Raw genomic sequence first — 23118 nt, forward strand, 5'->3', positions numbered from 1 at the left:
GGTGCGGTCTAACGTTGAAGCTGAGCCGCGAGCGGCGGCTTGCCGACGCGAGTCGGCTCGAGTGACAGGTTAGGGCTCACAGTCGCACCTAGTTCAGCCAAGGTGATCTCCATCGGCCGCGTCCAGAAATGCCGACACCTCAGACTTCGCGCTAGCCCCGCGCGCAAGGCGCCATACGGCAACAGCACAGACCAAGACGCCAACTCCAGCGGCAAGAACCCATTCTGCCGACGTCAGCCCAAGCGGCATTAGGAACGGAGCGTAGGGACGCAACGCGAATGCCGAGACAAGGAACGCGCCAAGGCCCAACAAGAGCGCTGCGCCAGCTTTCACCAATGTCGATTGCAAGCTCAACATTTCAATGAGCCCTAACGTGAAGGTGACCGGCCGCCGCAGGCGGTCCGGTTGACTGGCATGTTATGCATGGCCGCTGCTTCGTTCGAGCCAATACAGCCCGTCGTGGTGGCCGACGAGAGCCATCGAACAGCCAGGCAAGGAGACCTCCAAATCGCCGCCGGGTTGTTGCCCCTCTTCCATCGAAGAAAGGATCAAAGCCTCGAGTTCATCGACCGACATACGCACTTCAGTTCGAATCTCCGTCTTGTTCTTGAACCTGGTGCGAACAACGGTGATCGTCTCTCCAGGCGGAAAAGACGCGAGCACGGCTCGAACCTCTTCGCCGGACAAGAAGCGGGGCAGGTTAGCTTGATGCATAACGTTGGAATTCAGCCGACCAGCCAGCGCAGCTGGCGCAGGTCGGCTGCAATGACGGGTTATGCGGCGGGCGCCGCATTCAGTAGCCGAACAAGCTTGCCTTGACGCGCAGCCGCTGATATTGACTCAAAGATTTGCCGGACATCACCGCTACCGACTTCTTCTAGCGATTCGAAGGTTTCAGTGACAACAACCGCCTGAACACGGCCGGTGAGTTGGCTGGAGAGTGCTAGCCAGCTAGTAGCTGGCCCATCCGCATTGCAGCGGGTGCAGCGTGTGAAGTAGCTGCCATGCTGAACGAACGCACCCATCGCATTCGCGCCGCAACTGTCACATACAGGCATATCAGACTCGTTGATCACGATCGCTGCTTCCTAGAGCCGCATAACTTGGATATATGGAGACAGCAGTGACGCATAACTTGGCGCACTGTCTCCCTAACATGTCCGATGCGGCAGGGCTGCAAGCGGCTTGCAGCTTGGCTTTGGGTGGCATAAGCTGTACAGAACAACAGTATTAAATAACAGGCAAAAGCAGCACCCAGATTCTGAGCTGCACTTCATGCTGGATTGCTTGGTAGCAACCCACAGTGGGGGCAGCTTTGCGCATTGGAGATGCACGTGCGCGACCCGTCTATCGCACCGATGGGGGAAATCAGGAGCAAGGCGCCTCGCCCAGCCGTCCGCTCGGCTGACCTGCCTCCGCTAACGTCGCCGCGGCTATTGGATCAGCTGCGCGAACGCATCCGTTTCCTGCATTACAGCCGCAGTACCGAGGATGCCTATGTGTTCTGGGTCCGTGCCTTTATCCGGCATCACGGGCTGCGGCATCCACGAGACCTTGACGGCACTGCTGTTGAGTCCTTCCTCAGTTGGCTGGCCAGCGAACGCCAAGTGGCGCCGGCCACACACCGACAGGCCTTGTCTGCCCTTCTATTTCTTTACGGGAAAGTGCTTGGGGTGCAACTGCCATGGATGTCGGAGATTGGTCGCCCGCGCCCCCAGCGACGTTTGCCGGTGGTCATGTCGCGCGACGAGGTCGCCCATGTCCTGTCCAGGCTGGACTCCGAGTGGAGGCTATTCGGGCAATTGCTGTACGGCACTGGCATGCGCATCACCGAAGGCCTGCACTTGCGTGTCAAGGACATGGACTTCTCGCACGGCGCCATCATTGTTCGCGAGGGCAAAGGGGCAAAAGACCGAGTGGTGATGCTGCCAAAGTCACTGGAGCCTGGCTTGCGTGAGCAGTTGGCCAAGGCCCACGCGGTGTGGCTGCAAGATCAACAAGAGCAGCGAGGCGGCGTCGAGATGCCGGATGCCCTCGACCGGAAGTATCCACGCGCCGGGTCAACCTGGGCGTGGTTCTGGGTATTTCCTCAAGACCATCACTCGGTGGACCCTCGCAGTGGGATCGTTCGGCGGCATCACATGTACGACCAGACTTTCCAGCGGGCGTTCAAGCGTGCAGCCAACGCCGCCGGCGTGACCAAGCCAGTGTCACCGCACACGCTCAGACACTCATTCGCAACGCATCTTCTTCAGTCTGGCTACGACATTCGAACGGTCCAGGAGTTGCTCGGCCATTCTGATGTCGCCACAACCATGATCTACACCCACGTGCTCAGGGTTGGAGGCGGCGCCGTGCACAGCCCCATAGACGTTCTACCCAGCACTGTGATGCCGCAAAGCGGCCGTTCATGAACTTCGCCTATCAGCCTAGAGCTGTCTCCTGCATCGGATGGGCGAACTTCCGCTCCTGGCCGAGAACCGCTGACGGCCAAGTCGGAACTCTTCGTCAGTCGAGATCCTTGAATGTCCTCGGTTGCATCATCACCTTCCCACAGATCCGCGCTCATTGCCGAACGCTATAGCAAGCCGCCTACATCGCAAAGCACTTGATATCCCCGACTGTTGCGACGGGCAGCGAAGGCTGGAGGGCTTCATTGCAGCGGGAGCGGGCCTTGAACAACGGCGACCGAACTCACGCTTCCTGACACCAACCAGCCATTGGGTCTGGTGTAAGGAGCTGACCCTCCCACGCCCTGAGGGCCAATGCGTTGACGAATTAGGACAATTGCCCTATTCTCGTCAACGCTAGGTCAATCGTCCTAACTGCGGATATTCATGAGCACTCGCGAATGTATTGTTCAAGCGGCTGACGCTCTGTTCTACGAACGCGGCTTTGAGCGCACCTCCTTTGCGGACATCGCCGAGGCGGTGCAGATTTCGCGTGGAAACTTCTACTACCACTTCAAGACCAAGGACGAGATCCTCGACGCAGTCATTGCGGCGCGGACGATGCGCACGCAGTGCATGCTTGCCCAGTGGGAGGCTGAATGTGAGGGTCCGCAGAATCGCATTCGGCTCTTCGCGGAGTTATTGATTCGCAACCAGGCCAAGATCATGAAGCACGGCTGCCCGGTTGGCGGCCTGTGCATGGAGTTGTCCAAGCTCGGTCACGCCGCTCAGGATGGTGCCAATGCCATCCTTGACCTTTTCCGGGCCTGGCTGCGCCAGCAGTTCGAACAGATGGGGCGCAAGAAGGACGCCGATGCGCTGGCGCTTCACCTGCTGATGCGCAGCCAGGGCGTAGCCACGCTGGCACAGGCGCTGCACGACAAGCAGTTCGTACAGCACGAGGTAGACCAGATCATGTCCTGGGTCCAGTCCTGCGCGCCCAGCACCAAGCGCAGGGTTGCCTGACATTTTTACAACGAGGAGGTTTCATGTTCGTGGTGTTCCTCAAGTTCTCGAGCAAGCAGTCGCAGGCAGCGCAGCACATGAATGGGCACAAGTCCTGGCTGCAGCAGGGTTTCGATGACGGCGTGTTCTTGATGTCCGGCAGCCTGCAAGCCAGGCAAGGTGGCGCGCTGCTGGCGCATAACACGTCTCGAGAGGCGCTGGAGGCGCGGGTCCGGCTCGATCCATTCGTGACTGAAGGCGTGGTGACTGCGGAGATCACCGAATTCATGCCCGCCAAGGCTGATGCCCGGCTGCAGTTCCTACTGGAGCCAAACTGAGATGGGGTCGACGATTGCCGGTCCCGATGGGCACCCTCGATGTGCCTGGTGTGCCGCGGCGCCGGAGTTTCTCCACTATCACGATACCGAGTGGGGCTTCCCGGTCTCGAGCGATCAGCGCCTGTTCGAGAAGCTCAGTCTCGAGGCATTCCAATCGGGTTTGAGCTGGCGGACTATCCTGGCCAAGCGCGAGAATTTCAGGGCCGCCTTTGATGGCTTCGACTTCCGCCGCGTCGCGACGTTTGGTGAGACGGATGTCGAACGCCTGCTGGGCGATAGCGGCATCGTGCGTCATCGCGGAAAGATCGAGGCAGTGATTCACAACGCCCGCATGGCCGAGCAGCTTGCCGAGCGGAATGGCTCTCTGGCCGCCTACTTTTGGGGTTTCGAACCCGATACAGAGCAATTGGCTGCACCTCAGTCGGCATCGACGTCCACCGCCTCGGTGGCCTTGTCGAAGGATCTGAAACGCTCAGGCTGGAAGTTCGTAGGTCCCACCACTGTCTACGCCTTCATGCAGGCCATGGGCCTCATCAATGACCATGCGGTGGGGTGCGCGATCCGAAGCAGGGTCAACGCGGCGCGCGCGGCATTCCGCCGCCCCGGCCGCCCACGCTGAGATCATTCGATCAAACCACCTCCTCCCATGGCGCTGACAACCGCACTGCACCGTGGATGATGCCCACCATCGAGTAGGTCTGCGGGAAGTTGCCCCACAGCTCGCCTGTGGCCGGCGCCAGGTCCTCACTGAGCAGCCCCGAGGAATTCCGGCGCGCCAACATCGCCTCGAAGGCTTCCCGGGCCTGTGCATGGCGGCCGATGCGGGCCAGTGCGTCGATGCGCCAGAAGGAACAGACATTGAAGGCTGTCTCGGGAAATCCGAAATCGTCCTTGGCCTCATAGCGCCTCATGTACGCTCCATCGCACAGCGCATGTTCCAGCGCATGGACAGTGCTGACAAACCGTGGATCCTTCGGCCTCAGAAACCCGACTTCGCCCATCAGCAGCACGCTGGCATCAAGGTCGGTGCCACCAAAGCTTTCGACGAAGGCCTGCCGCTTCTCGTTCCAGGCGCACTCGACAATTCTGGCGTGAATGGTCTGGGCGCGTTCGCGCCAGCACTGGGCCCGCGCGGGCAGTGCCAGGCTGTCCGCCACATGGGCCAGGCGATCGCAGGCCGCCCAGCACATCAACGCTGAGGAGGTGTGAATGCGCGCGCGGGTGCGCAGTTCCCAGATGCCGGCATCGGGCTGGTCGTGCAGGCGCCAGGCCTGCTCCCCCATCAACTCCAGAGCAGCGAAGTCGCTCGCGTCACCGCGCCGGAACAGTCGATGATCGTGGAAGGCCTGGGCAGCACCCAACACCACGCTGCCATACACATCGTGCTGGAAATGCTCCTGGGCCTGGTTGCCGATGCGCACCGGCCCCATGCCGCGGTAGCCGCTGACATGGGGCAGCACGGATTCGGGGAGATCCGGCTCCAGGCCGATGCCGTAGAGCGGCTGTACATGGCCGTTCTTGGCGCCACGCACCACGTTGTAGAGCCAGTTCAAGTAGCTCTCCATCGTGCCCACCTCGGACAGGCTGTTGAGCGCCCGCACCACAAAGAAGGCATCGCGCAACCAACAGTAGCGGTAGTCCCAGTTGCGGCCGCTGTTCGGTGCCTCGGGAATGCTGGTGGTCATCGCCGCGACAATGGCACCCGTCTCCTCGTACTGACACAGCTTGAGGGTGATGGCAGCCCGGATCACCGCATCTTGCCATTCCAGTGGCAAGGCCAGGCGATGCGTCCAATGACGCCAGTACAGTGCCGTCTGTTCTTCGAAGCTGCGGGCGGTCTCCTCGATGCCCTCGCCCAGCGTTTCGTCCGGCCCCAGCAACAGGCTGACGGGCCGGTGCAGCGCGACCCAGGTGCCATCGACCAGATAGGTCAGTGGCACGTTGGTGGTCAGTCGCAAGGTGATCTCAGGCAACACGTAGCGCAGATGGTGGCTGCCGCGCGTAATGCACGGCTGCGCCCGTCCCCAGTCCCCACGTGGGCATACTCGAAAGCGCACCCGAGGGTGGCCCGAGATCGGATGAATCCGGCGCACGAGCTGCGCAGGGCGGTAGGGCCGGTCCCGCGTGATGAAGCGTGGCGCAAAGTCGACCAACTCGATACCCTGGCCCTGCGCATCCCATAGGCGCGTGCGGACGATGGCCGTTCCCGGGTCATAGCATTGCTCCGCGCGCGCAAAGTCTTCGAGCTCGACACTGAAGGCACCCTCGGCATCGATGCCCTGCGCCGAATGCAGCAAAGCATCGAAGACCGGTGTGCTGTCGAAGCGCGGCATGCAGCACCAGACGATGCGGCCTCGCTCGTCAATCAGTGCGCTGACGTTGCAGTTGCCGACCAACGCCAGGTTCAAAGAGGCCTGTTGGGCGGGAGCATTTGTCGTTGCTTGCATGAGGGCCTTCCTCCGTTGCAGGAAAACTTGCCGATGGAGAGGCATGTATATTGGCACAAATGTAGTTTTCACATGACGACGACAAGTCACGATCCAAGACCTCCCGATGAAGACCCTTCGCCTGCAGCTCAGGTTCCTGCTCCCGCTGGCCTTGACCCTCGTGGCTGCGGCCTATGTCGCGGTGCCCCTGCTCGACCAGGTCACGCTGCGCTGGTTCTCCCGCGACCTCAACAGCCGCGGCGTGCTCGTGGCCAATGCCTTGTCCGACTCGGTCGCGGAAGCTCTGCTGGCTGGCCGGCCGGAGCGGCTTGAGGCATTGTTCGATCGCACCATACAAGACGAGCGCCTGTTTGCCATTGCCGTTTGCGACGTCGACGGTCGCGCCTTGCAGAGCACGCGCGCATTCCCGGCGGACCTGAGCTGCACACGCAGCGTCGAACTCGCAGGCCGCCCAGACCCCCGTCTGGACTTGGCTGGGGGCGCGGTCCATGTTGGCGTTCATGCAGTTATGGGCTTGCGACAGTCGCTCGAGGAGCCAGCAGCGGCAGCATCTGCCGCCGCCGAGCCTGCAGCGTCTTCTGCTGAGTCCGCGGCCGAGGTCGAACCGGTCCGTCCACCGCCGGAACCCGTGCTGGTCGGCAGGCTGGTCCTGCTCCACGACCTCAGTTTCATCGAGAAACGCAGCCAAGACACGCGTCGATACCTGATTGGCTTCATTGCCAGCCTGGGTTTCTTGATCGCCCTCATCACGGTGGTCGTGGCACAGCTGAGCTGGCGCGGCTGGGTCAATGGCGTGCGCGCGGTGATGCGGGGCGAGGGGCTGGTCAGTCCCTTGCTGCCACCCCCCGAACTGGCGCCCTTCGTCGACGACCTGCGCGCCAGCCTGCGCGACCTCGAGGACGAGTATCGCCGCATGCAAGGTCCCGAGGTCGACTGGACCGGTGAGCGCCTTCGGATGCTGCTGCATACGCAGCTGCGCGGCGATCAGGTCATCGTGGTGTCGAACCGTGAGCCCTACATCCATGAGCATGGTCCTGGCGGCATCGTGGTGAAGCGGCCGGCCAGCGGTCTCGTGACGGCCGTGGAGCCCGTCATGAGGGCCTGCTCGGGCACCTGGATTGCGCATGGCAGTGGCAGCGCTGATCGAGACGTGGTCGACCGCGCCGATCGTGTCGGCGTGCCGCCGGGCCAGCAGGACTACCAGTTGCGCCGCATCTGGTTGACGCCTGAAGAGGAGCAAGGCTACTACTATGGCTTCGCCAACGAAGGCATGTGGCCGCTATGCCATGTGGCCCATGTGAGGCCGGTGTTCCGCGAGTCTGATTGGGAAGCCTATAAGAGCGTCAACCAACGTTTCGCCGATGCCGTGGTGGCAGAAGCGCGCAGCGAGGATCCGGTGGTCCTGGTGCAGGACTATCACTTTGCCCTGCTGCCGGCCATGATCCGGGCCAAGCTCCCCCACGCCACCATCCTCGCCTTCTGGCACATCCCATGGCCAAACCCGGAGTCCTTCGGCATCTGCCCATGGCGCCGGGAGATCCTGCAGGGCATGCTGGGCAGCACCATCCTTGGCTTCCATACGCGTTTTCACTGCAAGAACTTCATGGAGACCGTCGATCGGTATCTGGAGGCTCGCATCGAGGACGAGCACTCGACGATCAGCTTCCAGGACAAGGAAACCCTGGTCGAGAGCTACCCCATTTCGATCGAATGGCCTGACGAGGCCGTTGCTGCAGCTTGGCCTCCGATCGCCGAATGTCGCCGCCGCGTGTCTGAGCGCCTGCAACTGCCGGCCGTCATGCGTCTGGCCGTCGGCATCGACCGTTTCGACTACACCAAGGGCATCATCGAGCGGCTCAATGCCGTGGAGCGGATGCTGGAGAAGGCCCCGGAATGGATAGGCCGCTTCGTGTTCGTCCAGGTGGCAGCGCCCACGCGCGCGGCGCTCGACGAGTACCGCAGCTTCCAGGAGCGTGTCGAGCGCATCACCGAGCGGATCAATTCACGCTTCTCGAGGCCTGGCTATCAACCCATCCATCTGCTGGCCCAGCACCATGAGCCTGAAGCAGTGAATGAACTATTTCGTGCGGCTGACATCTGCGTTGTCACGAGCCTGCATGACGGCATGAACCTCGTCTGCAAGGAGTTCGTGGCCGCGCGAGATGACCAGCAAGGCGTCCTCGTGCTGAGCCGCTTTGCCGGAGCGGCTCGCGAAATGACCGAGGCGCTGATCGTGAATCCCTATCACGTCGAAGAGACGGCCGATGCACTGCTGCGCGCAGCCCTCATGCCGGCGGCCGAACAGCGTGAGCGCATGGCCAGCCTGCGCAGCACGGTGCGGGAATTCAATGTATTCCGCTGGGCCGGCCGCATGCTGTCGGACGCAGGCCGTTGGCGCCTGCGAGCGCGTGTGGAAGCCAGGGTCCGACGGCTCGGCGGAGGGTGAGGACCGGGTCTCGATGCTGCATGTCTTCAGTCCCCAGGGTGAGGCGCATCTCGCGGCCACGATGTGTGCCCGACCTCTGCTCGCTTTCGATTTCGACGGCACGCTGGCGCCCATCGTGGCCCGACCCGACCGGGCGCGCATGGCCCCTGGCGTCGCAGCGCGGCTTAGCAAGTTGTCGGAGCATCTGCCCGTGGCCATCGTGACCGGGCGGGAAATCGCCGATGTCCGCCCCCGGTTGGGATTCGAGCCCGAGTTCATCGTTGGCAGCCATGGGGCCGAGAGCGAAGTCGGCAGTGACGATGCGCCATGGCGTTCTGCGCTACAGGACGCTCGCGTCTGGCTGCAGTCCTATCGGCCCGAGCTGCAGCAGCTCGGGGTTCAAATGGAGGACAAGCGCCATTCCATCGCCCTGCATTACCGCCTGGCCCCGGATCCGGAACGCGCGAGCCGCAGGCTCGAAGAGATCCTGCGTGGAGCCAGCCCTGCGCTGCATGTGTTCGGCGGCAAGCGGGTCTTCAACATCGTCGCCGCCATGGCTCCCGACAAGGCAGATGCCGTGCACCGCCTGGCCCTGCTGGCGCAACGCGAAGCGGCGGTCTTCGTCGGCGACGACCTCAATGACGAACCCGTCTTCGAGCGCGCACCGCCAAGCTGGTTGACCATCAAGGTCGGCCGGACCGATCCACCCTCCAGGGCACGCTTCTATCTGGACAGCCCCAACGAGATGGCCATGCTCCTGGATCGCATGATCGTGTTGCTCGGCGAGCGGAGCCCTTGACGATTGTTGGCTACGCGGCCGCTGACTCGCGCTGTACCGGGGCAGCATCAAGGCGGCAAAGTTGCGCCTGTGCAAGCGCCGAGTACAAGGGCACGCTGATCCAGCGCGAGATCAGGTTGGCGCCGAGCGCACCGGTCATCAGGCTCAGCACCATGGCATGACCATCGACCATTTCCATCACGATGATGAAGGCCGTCAACGGCGCCTGGGTCACGGCCGCGAGGAAGGCCGCCATGCCGATCGCGATCAGTGGCGCCGAGCCCTCGTGCATGCCGGCCAGCAGCGCCATGTCATTGCCGATGCCGGCACCGATGGCCAGCGAGGGCGCGAAGATGCCGCCAGGTACGCCTGACCAGACCGCCAGCCAGGTCGCGACGAGTCTCAGCGTGACATAGAGCATGGGCATGTCCATGTGGCCTTCAACGAGGCGGCGCGTGTAGCCGTAGCCACTTCCGAAGGTGGCACCATCGCTCACCAGTCCGACCACCGCAACGACCAGCCCGCAGGCAGCCGCGAAGCGGATCGGATGGCGGTGCTTGAGGCGGCTGAAGTAATCCTGGCCGCCGACCATGCTGGTGTGGAGCAGTCGCGAGAGCAGGCCGCCGGTCAGGCCACAGCCCAGCACCACCAGCAGACCGGGCAGCAGGTAGTGCCAGCTCAGCAGCCCCACATGGATTTCGCCAAAATAGCTGGCATTGCCATAGGCCGAAACGGCCATCAGGCCAGCCAGCACGATGGCGGCCACGATGAGCCCGCTATTGCGCTCCTCCAGCTTGCGTGACAGTTCCTCGATCGCGAACATCACGCCAGCGAGCGGCGCGTTGAAAGCGGCTGCGATGCCGGCGGCCCCTCCGGCCACCAGCAGGCCGTGATGGTTGATCGCTGATCGCTCAGGCAGCCAGCGGCCAGCATGCTGCATCACGCCAGCGGCAATCTGGACCGAGGGGCCTTCTCGCCCTATGGCCAGACCGCCGAGCAAGCCGCCTGCGGTCAAGAGGATCTTGGCCACGCTCAATCGCAAGGACACGAACATGGCGCAACGTTCGCGATCGACCGCGGGCGACAGGGCAGCCATCACCTGAGGAATGCCCGACCCGGACGCGCCCGGCGCAAAGCGGCGCGTCATCCAGACGAGGCTCGCCGTGCATGCCGGAACCCAGACGAGCGGCAGCCACGGGCTCCAGTTCCTGAGTGCAAAGAATCCGCCCAGCGCCTGTTCGCTGAGCCAGGTGAATGCCACCACGGCCAGGCCCGCGCAGGCCGCATAGGCCAGCACGACGGCACGGCCCACCCACTGACGCCAGTCGGCAAGGTCGCGGTGAAGGGCCGTCACGAAGTCAGGTTGTTGCATGGGAGGGACCGGCGTCCTGTGGTTGCAGGGCACCCTTGCGGAGCCCATCACGACATGCACATGTCTTGCCTTCAGCAACAAAAGCAATAACATTTGCACAAATGCAATTAGTGTAAGCTTGCGCGCCGGCCGATCAGCCGCCGGTCATGAAAACCAAGCGAACTACTGGAGACATCGTGCGTCGTTCACTACTCATCCTTGGCTTGATCTCAGCCCTTCTGGCTGCCTGCTCGAGCACCCCGGTCGCGCCTCTTGCGCCCGCAGCCCCTGTGGCGTCGGCTCCGGCGGCTGCACCGCCAGCCCCTGCGCCCAAGCCCGCGCCTGCACCGGTGGCGGCGTCGCGCGTCGTGCCCTTGCACCTGGATCCCAGCAGTGCGCTCAGCCGCGAGCACAGCGTCTTCTTTGACTTCGACAGTTCGATCATCGGTAGCGACTACGCTGGCGTGACCGAGCGCCATGGGCATTACCTGGCACAGCAGGGCAATCTGAAGGTGACCGTGCAAGGCAACACTGATGAACGCGGTGGGCGCGAGTACAACCTGGCTCTGGGCCAGCGCCGCGCGGAAGCCGTGAAGTCGGCGCTGAAGCTGATGGGCGCCAAGGACGGGCAGATCGAAGCGGTCAGTTTCGGCAAGGAAAAGCCCGTCGCCATGGGCCACGACGAGGCAGCCTGGCGCCAAAACCGACGCGCGGACATCGTCTATCTGAAGTAACGCGTGAGGCAGCCTCGCGAAGACTCGAGCCTTCGCGAGACGGGTCTCCCGCAGTGGGAGTCCTAACGGGATTTGGGCGCCTCTTGGGGCGCCCATTTTTTTGCCGAATATGATCGCCGCATGATGAAGAAGGCACGCACCCGCCCCAGCAATCCCGAAGTCCAGGACGAGGCGGCGATTCGCGTGTTGCGGCAGTTCAGGCAGATCTTCAACGCCGTCAAGACGCACTTTCAGCGCGTCGAGAAGAAGGTGGGCCTCGGCGGCGCGCAGCTGTGGGCACTGGGCGTCATCCGTGACCGGCCGGACATTGGCATGGGCGAGCTAGGTAAGGCCCTGAACATTCATCAGTCCACCGCAAGCAACCTGGTGAAGTCGCTGGTAGAGCGCGAGCTGGTTGTCGCTGCCAAGACCGGCAGCGATCGTCGGGCCGTCAGCCTGCGACTGCTGCCGGCAGGTGCCAAGCTGCTGAAGCGCAGCCCGGGCCCCTTTACAGGCGTGCTGCCGGAGGCGCTCGCCGCTCTCGACGCAGAGTCGCTCGATCGGCTGGAAGTGGATCTGGCGCGACTGATCGATGTGCTTCACGCCGACGAGCGCGGCGGCAATATTCCCCTCGGCAATCTCTGAGCGCCCCGCGAGCTCCGCGGCTCGCCTGCGATGAGCGCCCCCGTCGAACTGATACATTTGTGCAAATTAATATTTGCATGACGCCGCTGCCCGCTTTCGCGAAGGCCGCATGTTCAGCAGCCATTGATCGTCGTTAGAGGCCTGGGACCATGGTCGCGAGGATTCTTGTCGCCGTCGGCTTCGGCCGCAGCACTGGCGTCGCAGTCGCCGATGGACTGCGCTTGGCGAGCGAGTTGAATGCGCAGGTCACTTTTGTTCACGTCGTGACGGCATTCGATCTGCCAATCATTGAGGCACCTGCGCGTGCCTACCTCACGCGCGATGGACTGCAGGCTGGGCTGGGTGCCGCAGCAGCTACCATCTTCGCTTCCGCGATGGCGCAGGCGCAAGCCCAAGGCGTTGACGCCAGATGCGCCGCAATCAGTGGCGTCTCGATTGCCCGGCCTCTTTCCGAGTTCGCGTGTGATCAAGGCTGTGAGCTCATCGTTGCCGGTTCCAGCAAGCGCACCTTGTGGCGCCGATTGTTCGGCAGTTCGGTTGCCAGGGGCCTGGCAGACGTCACCGATCTACCCATCTGGGTGAGCGGTCAACACCCCTGGCGGCAGGGCAGAAACTTCGCATCGCGGCGGGCGCTGGCGCCGAGATGAGCCCTCAGCTGGCTACACTCTCGCCGGGTGCTGAACCGATCCCCGGGGCAGCAGGTAGATCGCGCTGGTCGGGCCGCCACGCGGAACTGTCACGACCAGGCACCCGGTGCCCGATCAGACCATTCAGTACTTTGCACTCGCCGTCTTTGTGCTGACGCTGGCACATACCGGGCAATGATGCTGAACATGCTGGCGTTGCTCGGCGTGCTGTTGACGGCGCTCTATTTCATCGGACTGGCCGCGGTGGCTCTTGCAATCCCCGAGAGGGCGGGACGATTCTTGCTGAGCTTCGCGGAGACTCCATTTGCGCACTTCGTCGAAATGACCCTTCGCCTGAGGTCTCCGAGCTGAGACGGCGAGGAGAGGCTCTTCATGAACTTCCCGAGGTCCACAACAAGTTCAGCTGGACGTGCCGGCGGAACGTTTGCCACTGCCCTGACGCAGGCGGTTGGCGTGCCGCCGCACTTCGCTTGCCGGCAATGGTCCGCCGTGCCCCATGAAGAAGCGAAGGGAACCTTCCGCTGTCAAGCGATCCAGGGCGTCGGCAACACGCGATGGGTCGTCTTCGAAAGGTGGACGTTTCGCCCGCCCCGTCAGCGCAATCCCGCCCAGGAGAATTCCGGATGAGATGAGATCGCCGACAAGCGCCTGGCCATCGTCCAGCGCGACGCTCAACGATCCGCAGGTATGGCCGGGTGTGGAAACAACCGTACCGGCGACGCCATACGGCCGCAGGTCCAGCGTCTGGTTTCCCGAGAGCAGGATGTCTGGCTCAAAGGGCTCGTAGGCACGTTGGATCAGGCCGGTGCGATAGAAGAGCCGGCCGAATGCCCCAGTTGCACAGAACGTCATCCGCTTGTGCTGCCTGTAGTGATCCAGATCGCCCTGATGTGCACAGACGGGAGCCCCGGTCAGCGCCCGGATCCTGCCTGCATTGCCGGCATGGTCAATATGGGCGTGCGTGACCACGATCAGCTTGACGTCCGACCAAGCCAGATTCCGCGCCCGCAACGCTTGCTCCACGACATCCTGAGTGTCAGGTAGACCGGCGTCGACCAAGATTGCGCCGTCAGTGCCCAGCACAAGATGCGCGTTCACGAGTCCGAAGGGAAGGATGGGAATGCGCACGACTTCCTGACGCACTCTCATGCCGTGCCTTCCACGGAGCCATTGCCAGTGCTCGGCAGCCTTCCATGAACCCATGAGGTGACTTCGCTGAGTGGGACGTGTTCCGCGGCGGCACGCGCGTAGAAGGCGCGCTCGATGCGGCCGTCCGCGCCTATGAGAAAGTCTGCGGGCATTCTGTCGATGGGGCCATCCACGCGTCCGGGCAAGAAGCCCCGGAAGAAGGCGCGGAAGGCATGGAACACGTTGGCTGGGGCCAGCAGCCCCGCCCAGCTCCGTTCAACGCCATAGAGACGGTAGAGATGCATCTCCGGGTCTGGAATGAGGGAAAACGGCGAGTCCTGTCGACCCACGTACTCCCCCATGCTCTCGGCGCTGGACTGGAAGACGACCAGCATGACGAGCCCCGCTCTCGCCAAACGCTCATGCGCAAGCACCATATCGCGCACCCTGAGGTTGCACATCGGGCAAGACGCGTAGCGCATGAACGAAAGGAGTACCGGCCGCCCCTTGAAGTCAGAGAGTCGGATGGACTGGCCGAACATATCGGCGGTGACGAACTCAGGCGCCAAGGCGCCCTCTTGAAGTGGCATGGTCAACCTCATTTGGACGATCGACCAATATTATCAGGACGATCGTCCAAATTGCAATCACCTTTTGGACGATCGTCCAGATACAATTCGCCCATGAGCAACTCCTCAACCACACGTGATCGCGTTGTCGACGAAGCCCTGCGCCTCTTCGCCACGCGTGGATTCGCCGCCACATCGATCGCAGATGTGGCTGAAGCCTCCGGGCTCTTGAAGGGCAATCTGGCGTACTACTTCAAGTCGAAGAAGGATCTGCTGGATGCTGTTCTCGACAAGAGATCCAAGACGCTATGGACAGAGCTCGTCGAGCCCGCGCAGGAGGGTGAGGACGCCCGGACCACGATCACGCGGCTGCTGCAGCATGTCAGGGACACTGCCGAAGAGCTAGCACTCTATGGTTGCCCTGTCGGCGGCTTGTCTACCGAATTGGGAAAGTCCGACGCCGACCTGCACTCCCCCGCGGCCTCACTGCTCTTGCAGCTTGAGAACTACTTGCGTGAGGCCTTCGCTCAGGTCCTGCCCAAGGCGCAGGCGCAGCGAGCTGCTGAACACCTGCTCTCCGTGTTGCAGGGTGCCGCGGTGGTCGCGCAAGCACGGCGTGACCCTGGCGTCGTTCATCGTCAAGTGGATGAAGCAACGGCCTGGCTGGGCACGGTGCTGCAGACTCCCAAGCAGCAGCGGGTGCGTGGCAAATAGACGGCGAGCGCGAGGGGCTGCTGGTGTCCCCGGATCGCTTTGCCAACTTTGCATTTCGGCGGCGCTGGCAGCGAGATGAGCCCTCAGCTGGCTACACTCGCGCCGGGTGCTGAGCCGATTCACGGGGCAGCAGGTAGATCGCGCTGGTCGGGCCGCCACGCGGAACTGTCACGACCATGCAGCCGACGCCCGATCAGACCATTCAGTACCTTGCCCTCGCCATCTTTGTGCTGGCACTGGCGCATACCTTCGCCGCCAAGCAGTTCGAACGCCTTTCCCACCGCTTCCCCAAACATGCAGGGCTGTTCCACCTGCTCGGCGAGGTGGAGGTCGTCTTCGGGTTCTGGGCGATCGTCCTGGTCCTCGCGATGGCCGGCATGCAGGGCGGGACGCAGGCGCTGGCCTATGCGGAAACGCGCAACTACACAGAACCGCTCTTCGTCTTCGTCGTCATGGTGGTGGCGGCTTCGCGGCCGGTTTTGCGCACTGTGGTCTGGGCAGTCGATGCCTTGGCCCGTCTGTTGCCGCTACCGACGCCGATGGCCAGCGCCTGGTTGGGCCTGGCGGCGGTGCCGCTGCTGGGTTCGCTGATCACCGAACCGGCAGCCATGACCATCGCCGCGCTGATGCTGGCCCCGCAGGTGTTCCGTCTCCAGGTGCCCGAGAAGCTGAAGTACCTGGCACTCGGCGTCCTGTTCGTCAATGTCTCCATCGGTGGCACGCTCACCTCCTACGCCGCACCGCCGGTGCTGATGGTGGCCACGACCTGGCACTGGGACAGCGCCTTCATGTTCGCGCATTTCGGCTGGAAGGCAGCGCTGGCTGTGCTGGTCAACGCCTCGGTCGTCACGCTGCTGCTGCGCAAGCACCTGGTCATTGGGGGGGGAAGCGTCGCGCCGGAAGAGGCCGTGCCCCTGCCCGTCGTGCTGGTGCACCTGTCATTGCTCGCTGGCGTCGTGCTGCTGGCCCATCACCCGGTTGCGTTCCTGGGCCTCTTCCTGATGTTCCTCGGTTTCAGTCAGGCCTATGAGCGGCACCAGAGCCCGCTCATCATCAAGGAGGCGCTGCTCGTGGCATTCTTCCTGGCTGGCCTGGTGGTACTCGGCGGGATGCAGGCCTGGTGGCTGCAACCCCTGGTGTCCAGCCTCGAACCCTTGGCCCTGTTTTTCGGCGCGCTCGGCTTGACAGCCGTCACCGACAACGCGGCGCTGACCTACCTGGGCTCGCTCATCACCAGCATCTCCAGCGAGGCCAAGTACATGCTTGTGGCGGGCGCTGTTGCCGGTGGCGGCCTGACGGTGATCGCCAATGCACCCAACCCGGCGGGCGTGGCCCTGCTCAAGCGGGGCTTCGAGGACGAGTCGATCGGCGCCGGCGAGCTGCTGCTTGGGGCGCTGGGGCCGACACTGGTGGCGGCCGCGGCCTTCTTGCTGCTGTGAGCACCGCCCCTCTGGTCATCGTGCTGCTGACGGGCAGCTACTTCATCGGGCTGGCGCTCCTGGCCGTCATGGCCCCTGCGAAGGCCCGGCGTTTCCTGTCGGGCTTCGCGGGATCGGCGCTCGCGCACTACGCCGAGCTCTCCCCTCGCCTCGTCGCGAGGTGCCGCATTCGTGCTCCAGGCACCGTACATGCTGCTCACAGATGCCTTCAGCTTGTTTGGATGGGCTCTTGTGGGGACGACAGCTTGCCTCCTGGTATTGCCATGGGGATGGCATCGGCGCTTCGCACAGATGGCGGTCCCGCGTGCGCTTGAACGACTGGGATGGATGGCTGTCGCGTCATTTGCGCTCGGCTGCCTAGTGCTGTCCTGCGCCGTGCTGGGGCCGGCTGGCGCACCAGCGTGACATGCACGAGCGGGCTGCCTGAGAATGGCGGACACGCTCCCTCCAGACAGCGACCAAGCCTGAAATGCAAGCGGGGTGTAGGGCGGCGCGGGAGGCTTCCATGTCCACCAAGGGGAACTCATGAAGATCCATGGCCAATGCCATTGCGGCAGCATCAGCTTCACTGCCGAGGCGGACCCATCGAAGGTCGTTGTCTGCCATTGCACGGACTGCCAGACGATGTCGGGTGCACCCTATCGGGCCGTGCTGCCCGTGCCCGCTCAAGACTTCACGTTGACAGGCACGCCGAAGGTCTACATCAAGACCGCGCAGAGCGGCAACCGTCGCGCTCAGGCCTTTTGCGGAGAATGCGGCACGCCGCTGTATGCGACCTCGCCCGATGCTCCCGCCGTCTATGGCGTGCGTCTCGGATGCGTTGCCGAGCGTTCGCAGTTGGAGCCAGTCAAGCAGATCTGGACCGCTTCGGCAATGCCATGGGTCCACGACCTTGAGAACCTGCCGGGAACGCCAGGACAGTAAAGGCCTCGCGCCACGAGCCGCGCTGCGGGGCCGCCATTCAAGCTCATGCAGCTGACAAGACCCAGCCCCCAGACGCCAGCAAGGAAAGCATTGCCCAATCATTGCCCTGGCCCATCGCGAAGCGTGACCCGATGCCTTGAGCACAATGGTTCAGGAAAGCACACATGCCCTTCGATCCCCACCTCGCCGACTTGATGCGGAGCGCGCTTACGGGTCGCCCGGGCATCGAGGAAAAGAAGATGTTCGGCGGCTACTGCTGGATGCTGCGCGGCCACATGCTGTGCGGCGTTGAAGTCGGCAGGTTCATGTTTCGCGTCGGCAAGGACCTCGAATCCGAGGCGCTCGCCCGACCGGGCGCGACACCGATGGACATCACGGGACGCCCGATGCGGGGCATCGTCTGGGTCAACGCCGACGACGCCATGGACGTCGGCCTGGACACCTGGATAGCGCTCGCTGCGAGCTTCGCCGGATCGCTGCCCCCCAAGTAGCCTTGCGCCGTGGCCTGCACGGACCCAAGGCCGACTCCAAGACTGGCGCACGGCAACGGCGCGCCGCCGTTCCGTCCAGCGAAACATTGCATTCGGCTCGGTGGCCATTCTGTTTTCTGACGTGCTCAACCATAGTTCGGTCACTCACTGCAGCGCTTGCAGCGGGGTCAACGACACCGGACCGAACCATGAGCCGCGCCTACTCAGACCTTGCCTTCACGCCCACCGTGCGTGCCATGCAGACCCGCATGGGCAGCCGGTCGTCCTACGCACGCCTGGATCAGGCCGGGGATAGACGCGATGCGCTGACTGAACGCGAAGCCGAGTTCATCAGCGAGCGTGATGGCTTCTACCAGGCCACCGTGAGCGAAACCGGCTGGCCCTATGTGCAGTTCCGCGGCGGCCCGGCCGGCTTTCTGAAGGTGCTGGACGCCAAGACGCTGGCCTACGCCGACTTTCGCGGCAACCTCCAGTACATCAGCGTCGGCAACCTCGAAGGCAACGATCGCGTGTCACTCATGCTGATGGACTATGCGAACCAGCGACGTCTGAACATTCTTGGCCGGGTGCGCCTCGTTAGCGCGACCGAGGATCTGGCCTTGCTGGCCCGACTCAAGCTGCCGCAATACCGGGCCCAGGTCGAGAGGGCCTTCGTCATCACGGTCGAAGCCTTCGACTGGAACTGCCCGCAGCACATCACGCCACGCTTCACCGAAGCCGAGATCGAGCAGGCCGTGCAGCCGCTGCGCGTCGAGCTCGAGCAGGCGCGCAGCGAACTGGCCCGACTGCGGGCCGCGTCGCCACAGCGGCCCTAGTCGGGCGCCCCCTCTTCCAAGCCAGTCCCGGCGCGAGGCCGCCGGGGCGGGCGAACTCGTCCCGCCTCAACCCCAGGAGTTTCACCATGCACATCAAGCAAATGCTCACCAAGGCCCGTTCCGACGCCGCCATCACCCCGGTCGAGGCGCGCGACGCCATGCTCGGCTGCTTCGTCACCATTCATGGCGAGACGCTCAAGCGCGGCGCCGCACTGCTGGGCAAGCCGCTCAATGACGATCAGGCCGAGCACCATGCCACCGTCATCATGAAGGGACTGCTGGGTCCGCAATGGGATCGCCCGACCAAGGCGGCCCTGGCCGATGCACGCATTCGCATGGACCAGAAGATGAACTTCTCGCAGGCACCGCAAGACTTGCAGGACCTGCACGAACAGGTGTGCAACCTGATCGTCAGCAAGACGGCCTGAGGCCGCTGCGAGCGCTTCAGCCGGGCGGCGCCAGCCGCTCGCGCAGCCGCTCGATGGCCAGATCGATGAAGGCCCGCGCCTTGTGCGAGGCGTGGCGACCTTCACGATGCACCAGATGCACCGGCAGCGGCGCGAGTTCATACGGCTCCAGCACCAGGCGCAGCTCGCCGCTACGGACGAGGCCGTCGACCTGGTAGGACATCAGTCGCGTGAGCCCGAAGCCGCCCACGGCGGCCGCGATGGCTGAATCATTGGTCGTGGTCAACATGCGCGGCGCGAGCTTCACCGCCTTGACCTCCCCCTCCACCTTGAAGCGCCACTCCGGCGCCGGCGTCACGGCATTGGCCGAAATCAGCGCGTGGCCCAGCAAGTCCTCGGGCTGCCGCGGCTCGCCGTGTTCGGCCAGATACCCCGGCGCGCCACAGATGACGCGGCGCACGCTGCCGACGCGAATCGCCTGCAGCGACGAGTCCGGCAACTCACCGATGCGCACGGCCACATCCACCCCTTCATCCGTCAGGTTCACCACCCGGTCCAGGAACCAGCAGGAGGCCGTGACCTCGGGATATCTTTGCAGGAACTCGGTCACGACCGGCGTGACATGCAGCGCGCCGAACATGACCGGCGCAGTGACGGTCAGGCGCCCGCGCGGCGCGCCATGCAGGCCGCTGACCGATTCATCGGCCTCCGCCAGCTCCGCCAGGATGCGACGGCAATCCTCCACGTAGCGGGCACCGGCCTCGGTCACGCGAACCACCCGCGTGGTGCGCGTCAGCAGACGTGCGCCCAGGTGCGCCTCCAGCTCGCTGATGGCCCGCGTGACGGCCGGGGGCGAAATGCCCAGCTTGCGCGCCGCGCCGGCAAAGCCGCTGGCATCGACCACCGCCACAAAGACATTGATGAGATGCAGTCGGTCCAACTGTTCCTCCAGCCGTAACGGTGTATTGGATCTGGCGGTGATTCTAATCATCAGCCGATTCAACGACAGTTCAGTCATTCGCTGGACACCCAGTGAATGCCAAGCCGAAATCACTCATCACCCCACCGGAGTTTGAACATGTCCCGCCTCAGCATCCCCACCGTCGAGCAATCCCTCCAAGCCGCCAAGCCTCTGCTGGCCGCGGTCGAGAAGCAACTGGGCGTCGTGCCCAATCTGATGAAACTGGTTGGCCAGAGCCCGGCCGCACTGGAAGGCTATCTGTCGCTGAGCGGCGCCCTGGCCAAGGGCAAGCTGAGCGCGCAGCTGCGCGAGCGCATTGCGCTGACCATTGCCGAGTACAACGGCTGCGACTACTGCCTGTCGGTCCACAGCTACCTGTCCACCAACCTGCTGAAGATCACAGCGAGCGAAATCGACGCCGCCCGCGACGGCCGCTCGGACGATGCACGTACATCGGCCGCCCTGCACTTTGCCCGCCGCGTGGCCGAGTCGCGAGGCCGCGTCTCCGATGCCGACCTGGCTGCCTTGCGCGCCGCCGATTTCGACGAAGCCGCCGTGCTGGAAATCGTGTTGAACGTGGCGCTCAACGTGCTGACCAACTACGTGAACAACGTGGCGCAGACCGACGTCGACTTCCCCCTGGTCACGGCCAAGCTGGCGGCCTGAGCACCCGAAGGACGGCCTGGCCGTCCTTTCCCACACTATTTCCCATTCGCTGCCATCATGACCACGACGAACGAAGCCCCACGCCCGCCCTTGCCACCGTTCACCATCGAGACTGCGACACAGAAGGTCCGCATGGCCGAAGACGCGTGGAACACGCGTGATCCGCAGCGCGTGGCACTGGCCTACACGCCGGACAGCCGCTGGCGCAACCGCAGCGAGTTTCCGCGCGGTCGCGAACAGATCCGGCAACTGCTCGCGCGCAAGTGGGCGCGCGAGCTGGACTATCGCCTCATCAAGGAGCTCTGGGCTCACGAAGGCAACCGGATCGCTGTGCGCTTTGCCTATGAATGGCATGACGACGCCGGCAACTGGTTCCGCTCCTACGGCAACGAGAACTGGGAATTCGATGCGGGCGGCTTCATGGCCGTGCGGCACGCCAGCATCAACGACATGCCGATCCAGGCGCAGGAGCGCCTGTTCCATTGGCCCCAGGGTCCACGCCCCGTCGACCATCCAGGCCTCAGCGAATTGGGGCTTTGAACGATCCCAGCCGAGCAGGCTTGGGACTACCATGGTTGCCGGCTCTGGCCCGCAACATGACGCACAGAGAAATGACGAGTACTGAACCGCAATTGAATGAAGTACTGAGCCTGCGCCAGGAACTGGCGGGCCAACGCCAGGCGCTGCTGGCCAGCCTGCTGGTCTCTGCCTGGATGGTCGAGGCGCGCGACCCCTATACCGGCGGCCACCTCTGGCGCGTGGCGCGCATGGCGCACGCCTTGGCCCTGGAGTCCGGCAGCACGCCGCGCGAAGCGAGCCGCATCGCGATGGCAGGCTTTCTGCATGACCTGGGCAAGGTAGGTATCCCAGACGCCATCCTGCGCAAGCCGGGCCGCCTCACCGACGAGGAGTTCGCGACGATCAAGACCCATCCACGGGTCGGGGCCCGCATGCTGTCGGGCCATCCGCTGGCCGAGTTGGTCATCGGCGTGATTCATCACCACCACGAAATGCCGAACGGACACGGCTATCCCATGGGCATGGAGGGCGCTGAGATTCCGCACGATGCCCGCCTGGTCGGCATCTGCGATGCATTCGATGCGATGACGAGCACGCGACCCTACCGCGCAGGCATGCCCATCGCCAAGGCCCTGGACATCATCGAGTCCGAACTGGGCAAGCAGTTCGATCAGGTGCTGGGGGCGAAGTTCGTGCGCATGGGACGCGACGGAGCCTTCGACGCCATCGTCGGCCACAGCGACGACGGCATTCCGCTGCAACATTGCCCGGCATGCGGCCCAACGCTGGTCCGCACGCGCGATGCACGCGCTGGCGACCATCTGGGCTGCCCGGCTTGCACGGCGCGCTTCACGTGGACGAGCACCGAGCAGGGGCTGCAAGCCGTGCCGACTGGCGAGCACGCACCGGCGCAAGAGCTGGAGCCTGGTTTGGACCGCGCCCAGATCGAAGCCCTGGTACTCGATTGGGCTGACGCAATCGCAGGCAACTAGAGGTGCCGGCTCAACGATTTCGAGAACACAAAATATGCGCTGCTTCTACTTGTACGTCGGCATCCTGACATCCGCACTCGTCTGCGCATGCGGCAGCCTGCCCGACCCTGGCGGACACCCCGTGGTGTCTCTGCCCTTGAACTTTGCCTGGGTGGATGGTCGCAAGGTCGAATACGTCACCACGGACATCTCCGATCCAGCGATGGCGAAAGCGCTGGGCGTCAACCTCGTTCCCCGCTTGGCCCAGGCCGTCCCGGCGCAAGGCCGGCCCTCGCTCGTCGAGCGGGTCTACAAGTTCGTGGACGACTCGCAGATCACCGTTTTCCAGTCGGCGCCCTCGCCGACAGGCCCGAGCAACGCAGACGCCTCCTACAGTCCGCTGTGGCGCATGGTGCTGGTACGGTGGAACAAGTCAGCGCAGGCCCGAGAGATGAAATCGGAGGAGCAGATCCTGCGTGCCGTTGACGCCAATGAAGTGTCGCTTGAGATGACGAACATCGTCGTCAACTGTCCGATCACGCGGTCCGTGGACGGCCTGGCGATAAAAGGAGCACGCTAGCGCCGCGAATTCGGCAAAGGCCCGCGCTGCTCCCAGCCACTGTTTGGCAATTGCGTCAGTGACTGGATCTGACCAGAGCGGCCGTTCACCCCCTCGGCCTCGAATGACCGAGATCAGCGGCGGATTCAACCGGTCATCGCAACACATTCGCTGAATCGCTCAGCGGGCGTTTGGAAGCCGAGCGTCTTGCGTGGC

General features: G+C 63.8%; 26 protein-coding genes. 20 read left to right on the forward strand and 6 right to left on the reverse strand.

Translation table 11 applies throughout. From position 1 onward, the window contains the following. Positions 1-417 precede the first annotated feature (417 nt). Positions 418-714 carry a hypothetical protein gene (locus AC3WQY_RS20735; RefSeq protein WP_492710440.1) on the reverse strand — a complete coding sequence of 99 codons (297 nt, stop codon included), beginning with the start codon at positions 712-714 and terminating at the stop codon, positions 418-420. A 644-nt stretch (positions 715-1358) separates the two neighbouring features. On the opposite strand from AC3WQY_RS20735, the gene AC3WQY_RS20740 reads away from it, so the two are divergent. The 4 genes from AC3WQY_RS20740 to AC3WQY_RS20755 all read left to right on the forward strand — a co-directional run bounded on the left by AC3WQY_RS20740 (position 1359) and on the right by AC3WQY_RS20755 (position 4352). After that, entirely contained in the window at positions 1359-2414 is a 1056-nt protein-coding gene (locus AC3WQY_RS20740; RefSeq protein ID WP_492710467.1) for an integron integrase, read from the forward strand. A 423-nt stretch (positions 2415-2837) separates the two neighbouring features. Beyond that, entirely contained in the window at positions 2838-3416 is a 579-nt protein-coding gene (locus AC3WQY_RS20745; RefSeq protein WP_492710441.1) for a TetR/AcrR family transcriptional regulator, read from the forward strand. Positions 3417-3439: 23 nt separating this feature from the next. After that, on the forward strand, positions 3440-3733 hold the full coding sequence (locus AC3WQY_RS20750; RefSeq protein WP_492710442.1) for a YciI family protein: 294 nt from the start codon (positions 3440-3442) through the stop codon (positions 3731-3733). 1 nt (position 3734) lies between these two features. Further along, complete coding sequence (locus AC3WQY_RS20755; RefSeq protein WP_492710443.1) at positions 3735-4352, forward strand: DNA-3-methyladenine glycosylase I; 618 nt, start codon at positions 3735-3737, stop codon at positions 4350-4352. A 10-nt stretch (positions 4353-4362) separates the two neighbouring features. Here AC3WQY_RS20755 and AC3WQY_RS20760 read toward each other — a convergent pair whose 3' ends face one another. Continuing rightward, positions 4363-6180, reverse strand: coding sequence for a glycoside hydrolase family 15 protein (locus tag AC3WQY_RS20760; RefSeq protein ID WP_492710445.1), 1818 nt, complete (start codon positions 6178-6180; stop codon positions 4363-4365). Between the two features lie 106 nt (positions 6181-6286). On the opposite strand from AC3WQY_RS20760, the gene AC3WQY_RS20765 reads away from it, so the two are divergent. Further along, entirely contained in the window at positions 6287-8626 is a 2340-nt protein-coding gene (locus tag AC3WQY_RS20765; RefSeq protein WP_492710447.1) for an alpha,alpha-trehalose-phosphate synthase (UDP-forming), read from the forward strand. A gap of 13 nt (positions 8627-8639) precedes the next feature. Continuing rightward, the gene (gene otsB, locus AC3WQY_RS20770) at positions 8640-9404 is read left to right on the forward strand and encodes a trehalose-phosphatase (protein ID WP_492710448.1); all 765 of its coding nucleotides are present in this window, start codon (positions 8640-8642) and stop codon (positions 9402-9404) included. 10 nt (positions 9405-9414) lie between these two features. On the opposite strand, the gene AC3WQY_RS20775 is transcribed toward otsB, so the two are convergent. Then, positions 9415-10755 (reverse strand): chloride channel protein, encoded by a 1341-nt coding sequence (locus tag AC3WQY_RS20775; RefSeq protein ID WP_492710449.1) that lies wholly within the window; start codon positions 10753-10755, stop codon positions 9415-9417. Between the two features lie 146 nt (positions 10756-10901). Between AC3WQY_RS20775 and pal the strand changes: the two genes are divergently transcribed. The 4 genes from pal to AC3WQY_RS20795 all read left to right on the forward strand — a co-directional run bounded on the left by pal (position 10902) and on the right by AC3WQY_RS20795 (position 13090). Next, positions 10902-11468 (forward strand): peptidoglycan-associated lipoprotein Pal, encoded by a 567-nt coding sequence (pal, locus tag AC3WQY_RS20780; protein WP_492710450.1) that lies wholly within the window; start codon positions 10902-10904, stop codon positions 11466-11468. Positions 11469-11588: 120 nt separating this feature from the next. Next, positions 11589-12092 carry a MarR family winged helix-turn-helix transcriptional regulator gene (locus AC3WQY_RS20785; protein ID WP_492710451.1) on the forward strand — a complete coding sequence of 168 codons (504 nt, stop codon included), beginning with the start codon at positions 11589-11591 and terminating at the stop codon, positions 12090-12092. A gap of 149 nt (positions 12093-12241) precedes the next feature. Then, positions 12242-12739 carry a universal stress protein gene (locus tag AC3WQY_RS20790; protein ID WP_492710452.1) on the forward strand — a complete coding sequence of 166 codons (498 nt, stop codon included), beginning with the start codon at positions 12242-12244 and terminating at the stop codon, positions 12737-12739. A gap of 174 nt (positions 12740-12913) precedes the next feature. Continuing rightward, positions 12914-13090 (forward strand): hypothetical protein, encoded by a 177-nt coding sequence (locus AC3WQY_RS20795; protein ID WP_492710453.1) that lies wholly within the window; start codon positions 12914-12916, stop codon positions 13088-13090. Between the two features lie 48 nt (positions 13091-13138). On the opposite strand, the gene AC3WQY_RS20800 is transcribed toward AC3WQY_RS20795, so the two are convergent. Together AC3WQY_RS20800 and AC3WQY_RS20805 are read right to left on the reverse strand one after the other, a co-directional pair. After that, positions 13139-13888: an MBL fold metallo-hydrolase gene (locus AC3WQY_RS20800; protein ID WP_492710454.1), complete on the reverse strand. Its 750-nt coding sequence runs from the start codon at positions 13886-13888 to the stop codon at positions 13139-13141. After that, positions 13885-14457: a peroxiredoxin-like family protein gene (locus tag AC3WQY_RS20805; RefSeq protein ID WP_285235245.1), complete on the reverse strand. Its 573-nt coding sequence runs from the start codon at positions 14455-14457 to the stop codon at positions 13885-13887. Before AC3WQY_RS20805 ends, AC3WQY_RS20800 begins: the two co-directional genes overlap by 4 nt. A gap of 93 nt (positions 14458-14550) precedes the next feature. Here AC3WQY_RS20805 and AC3WQY_RS20810 point away from each other — a divergent pair, with 93 nt between their 5' ends. From AC3WQY_RS20810 to AC3WQY_RS20835, 6 genes are all read left to right on the forward strand, one after another. Then, complete coding sequence (locus AC3WQY_RS20810; RefSeq protein WP_492710456.1) at positions 14551-15150, forward strand: TetR/AcrR family transcriptional regulator; 600 nt, start codon at positions 14551-14553, stop codon at positions 15148-15150. Between the two features lie 176 nt (positions 15151-15326). Next, positions 15327-16589 (forward strand): putative Na+/H+ antiporter, encoded by a 1263-nt coding sequence (locus AC3WQY_RS20815; protein ID WP_492710457.1) that lies wholly within the window; start codon positions 15327-15329, stop codon positions 16587-16589. A 525-nt stretch (positions 16590-17114) separates the two neighbouring features. Continuing rightward, complete coding sequence (locus AC3WQY_RS20820; protein WP_285235249.1) at positions 17115-17513, forward strand: GFA family protein; 399 nt, start codon at positions 17115-17117, stop codon at positions 17511-17513. A gap of 164 nt (positions 17514-17677) precedes the next feature. Next, a complete protein-coding gene (locus tag AC3WQY_RS20825; protein ID WP_492710458.1) occupies positions 17678-18004 on the forward strand; it encodes a TfoX/Sxy family protein in 327 nt (108 codons plus the stop codon). Between the two features lie 188 nt (positions 18005-18192). Next, positions 18193-18819, forward strand: a complete 627-nt coding sequence (locus AC3WQY_RS20830; protein ID WP_492710459.1) for a pyridoxamine 5'-phosphate oxidase family protein — start codon at positions 18193-18195, stop codon at positions 18817-18819. 86 nt (positions 18820-18905) lie between these two features. Next, entirely contained in the window at positions 18906-19247 is a 342-nt protein-coding gene (locus AC3WQY_RS20835) for a hypothetical protein (RefSeq protein WP_492710460.1), read from the forward strand. Positions 19248-19263: 16 nt separating this feature from the next. On the opposite strand, the gene AC3WQY_RS20840 is transcribed toward AC3WQY_RS20835, so the two are convergent. Then, the gene (locus tag AC3WQY_RS20840; protein WP_492710468.1) at positions 19264-20166 is read right to left on the reverse strand and encodes a LysR family transcriptional regulator; all 903 of its coding nucleotides are present in this window, start codon (positions 20164-20166) and stop codon (positions 19264-19266) included. A gap of 138 nt (positions 20167-20304) precedes the next feature. Between AC3WQY_RS20840 and AC3WQY_RS20845 the strand changes: the two genes are divergently transcribed. The 4 genes from AC3WQY_RS20845 to AC3WQY_RS20860 all read left to right on the forward strand — a co-directional run bounded on the left by AC3WQY_RS20845 (position 20305) and on the right by AC3WQY_RS20860 (position 22923). Continuing rightward, a complete protein-coding gene (locus AC3WQY_RS20845; RefSeq protein WP_492710461.1) occupies positions 20305-20853 on the forward strand; it encodes a carboxymuconolactone decarboxylase family protein in 549 nt (182 codons plus the stop codon). A gap of 57 nt (positions 20854-20910) precedes the next feature. Then, positions 20911-21393, forward strand: a complete 483-nt coding sequence (locus AC3WQY_RS20850) for a nuclear transport factor 2 family protein (protein WP_492710462.1) — start codon at positions 20911-20913, stop codon at positions 21391-21393. A 92-nt stretch (positions 21394-21485) separates the two neighbouring features. After that, the gene (locus AC3WQY_RS20855; protein ID WP_492710463.1) at positions 21486-22364 is read left to right on the forward strand and encodes an HD-GYP domain-containing protein; all 879 of its coding nucleotides are present in this window, start codon (positions 21486-21488) and stop codon (positions 22362-22364) included. Between the two features lie 34 nt (positions 22365-22398). Further along, a complete protein-coding gene (locus AC3WQY_RS20860; RefSeq protein WP_285235259.1) occupies positions 22399-22923 on the forward strand; it encodes a DUF7482 domain-containing protein in 525 nt (174 codons plus the stop codon). The last annotated feature ends 195 nt before the right edge of the window (positions 22924-23118 follow it).

This window comes from Roseateles sp. FW301-B2, from assembly GCF_058788955.1.

Bases quoted from the DNA above. Each gene is read 5' to 3' on its own strand.
- AC3WQY_RS20735 (WP_492710440.1), bottom strand. From the start codon at position 714: ATGCATCAAGCTAACCTGCCCCGCTTCTTGTCCGGCGAAGAGGTTCGA.
- AC3WQY_RS20740 (WP_492710467.1), top strand. From the start codon at position 1,359: ATGGGGGAAATCAGGAGCAAGGCGCCTCGCCCAGCCGTCCGCTCGGCT.
- AC3WQY_RS20745 (WP_492710441.1), top strand. From the start codon at position 2,838: ATGAGCACTCGCGAATGTATTGTTCAAGCGGCTGACGCTCTGTTCTAC.
- AC3WQY_RS20750 (WP_492710442.1), top strand. From the start codon at position 3,440: ATGTTCGTGGTGTTCCTCAAGTTCTCGAGCAAGCAGTCGCAGGCAGCG.
- AC3WQY_RS20755 (WP_492710443.1), top strand. From the start codon at position 3,735: ATGGGGTCGACGATTGCCGGTCCCGATGGGCACCCTCGATGTGCCTGG.
- AC3WQY_RS20760 (WP_492710445.1), bottom strand. From the start codon at position 6,180: ATGCAAGCAACGACAAATGCTCCCGCCCAACAGGCCTCTTTGAACCTG.
- AC3WQY_RS20765 (WP_492710447.1), top strand. From the start codon at position 6,287: ATGAAGACCCTTCGCCTGCAGCTCAGGTTCCTGCTCCCGCTGGCCTTG.
- otsB (WP_492710448.1), top strand. From the start codon at position 8,640: ATGCTGCATGTCTTCAGTCCCCAGGGTGAGGCGCATCTCGCGGCCACG.
- AC3WQY_RS20775 (WP_492710449.1), bottom strand. From the start codon at position 10,755: ATGCAACAACCTGACTTCGTGACGGCCCTTCACCGCGACCTTGCCGAC.
- pal (WP_492710450.1), top strand. From the start codon at position 10,902: ATGAAAACCAAGCGAACTACTGGAGACATCGTGCGTCGTTCACTACTC.
- AC3WQY_RS20785 (WP_492710451.1), top strand. From the start codon at position 11,589: ATGATGAAGAAGGCACGCACCCGCCCCAGCAATCCCGAAGTCCAGGAC.
- AC3WQY_RS20790 (WP_492710452.1), top strand. From the start codon at position 12,242: ATGGTCGCGAGGATTCTTGTCGCCGTCGGCTTCGGCCGCAGCACTGGC.
- AC3WQY_RS20795 (WP_492710453.1), top strand. From the start codon at position 12,914: ATGATGCTGAACATGCTGGCGTTGCTCGGCGTGCTGTTGACGGCGCTC.
- AC3WQY_RS20800 (WP_492710454.1), bottom strand. From the start codon at position 13,888: ATGAGAGTGCGTCAGGAAGTCGTGCGCATTCCCATCCTTCCCTTCGGA.
- AC3WQY_RS20805 (WP_285235245.1), bottom strand. From the start codon at position 14,457: ATGCCACTTCAAGAGGGCGCCTTGGCGCCTGAGTTCGTCACCGCCGAT.
- AC3WQY_RS20810 (WP_492710456.1), top strand. From the start codon at position 14,551: ATGAGCAACTCCTCAACCACACGTGATCGCGTTGTCGACGAAGCCCTG.
- AC3WQY_RS20815 (WP_492710457.1), top strand. From the start codon at position 15,327: ATGCAGCCGACGCCCGATCAGACCATTCAGTACCTTGCCCTCGCCATC.
- AC3WQY_RS20820 (WP_285235249.1), top strand. From the start codon at position 17,115: ATGAAGATCCATGGCCAATGCCATTGCGGCAGCATCAGCTTCACTGCC.
- AC3WQY_RS20825 (WP_492710458.1), top strand. From the start codon at position 17,678: ATGCCCTTCGATCCCCACCTCGCCGACTTGATGCGGAGCGCGCTTACG.
- AC3WQY_RS20830 (WP_492710459.1), top strand. From the start codon at position 18,193: ATGAGCCGCGCCTACTCAGACCTTGCCTTCACGCCCACCGTGCGTGCC.
- AC3WQY_RS20835 (WP_492710460.1), top strand. From the start codon at position 18,906: ATGCACATCAAGCAAATGCTCACCAAGGCCCGTTCCGACGCCGCCATC.
- AC3WQY_RS20845 (WP_492710461.1), top strand. From the start codon at position 20,305: ATGTCCCGCCTCAGCATCCCCACCGTCGAGCAATCCCTCCAAGCCGCC.
- AC3WQY_RS20850 (WP_492710462.1), top strand. From the start codon at position 20,911: ATGACCACGACGAACGAAGCCCCACGCCCGCCCTTGCCACCGTTCACC.
- AC3WQY_RS20860 (WP_285235259.1), top strand. From the start codon at position 22,399: ATGCGCTGCTTCTACTTGTACGTCGGCATCCTGACATCCGCACTCGTC.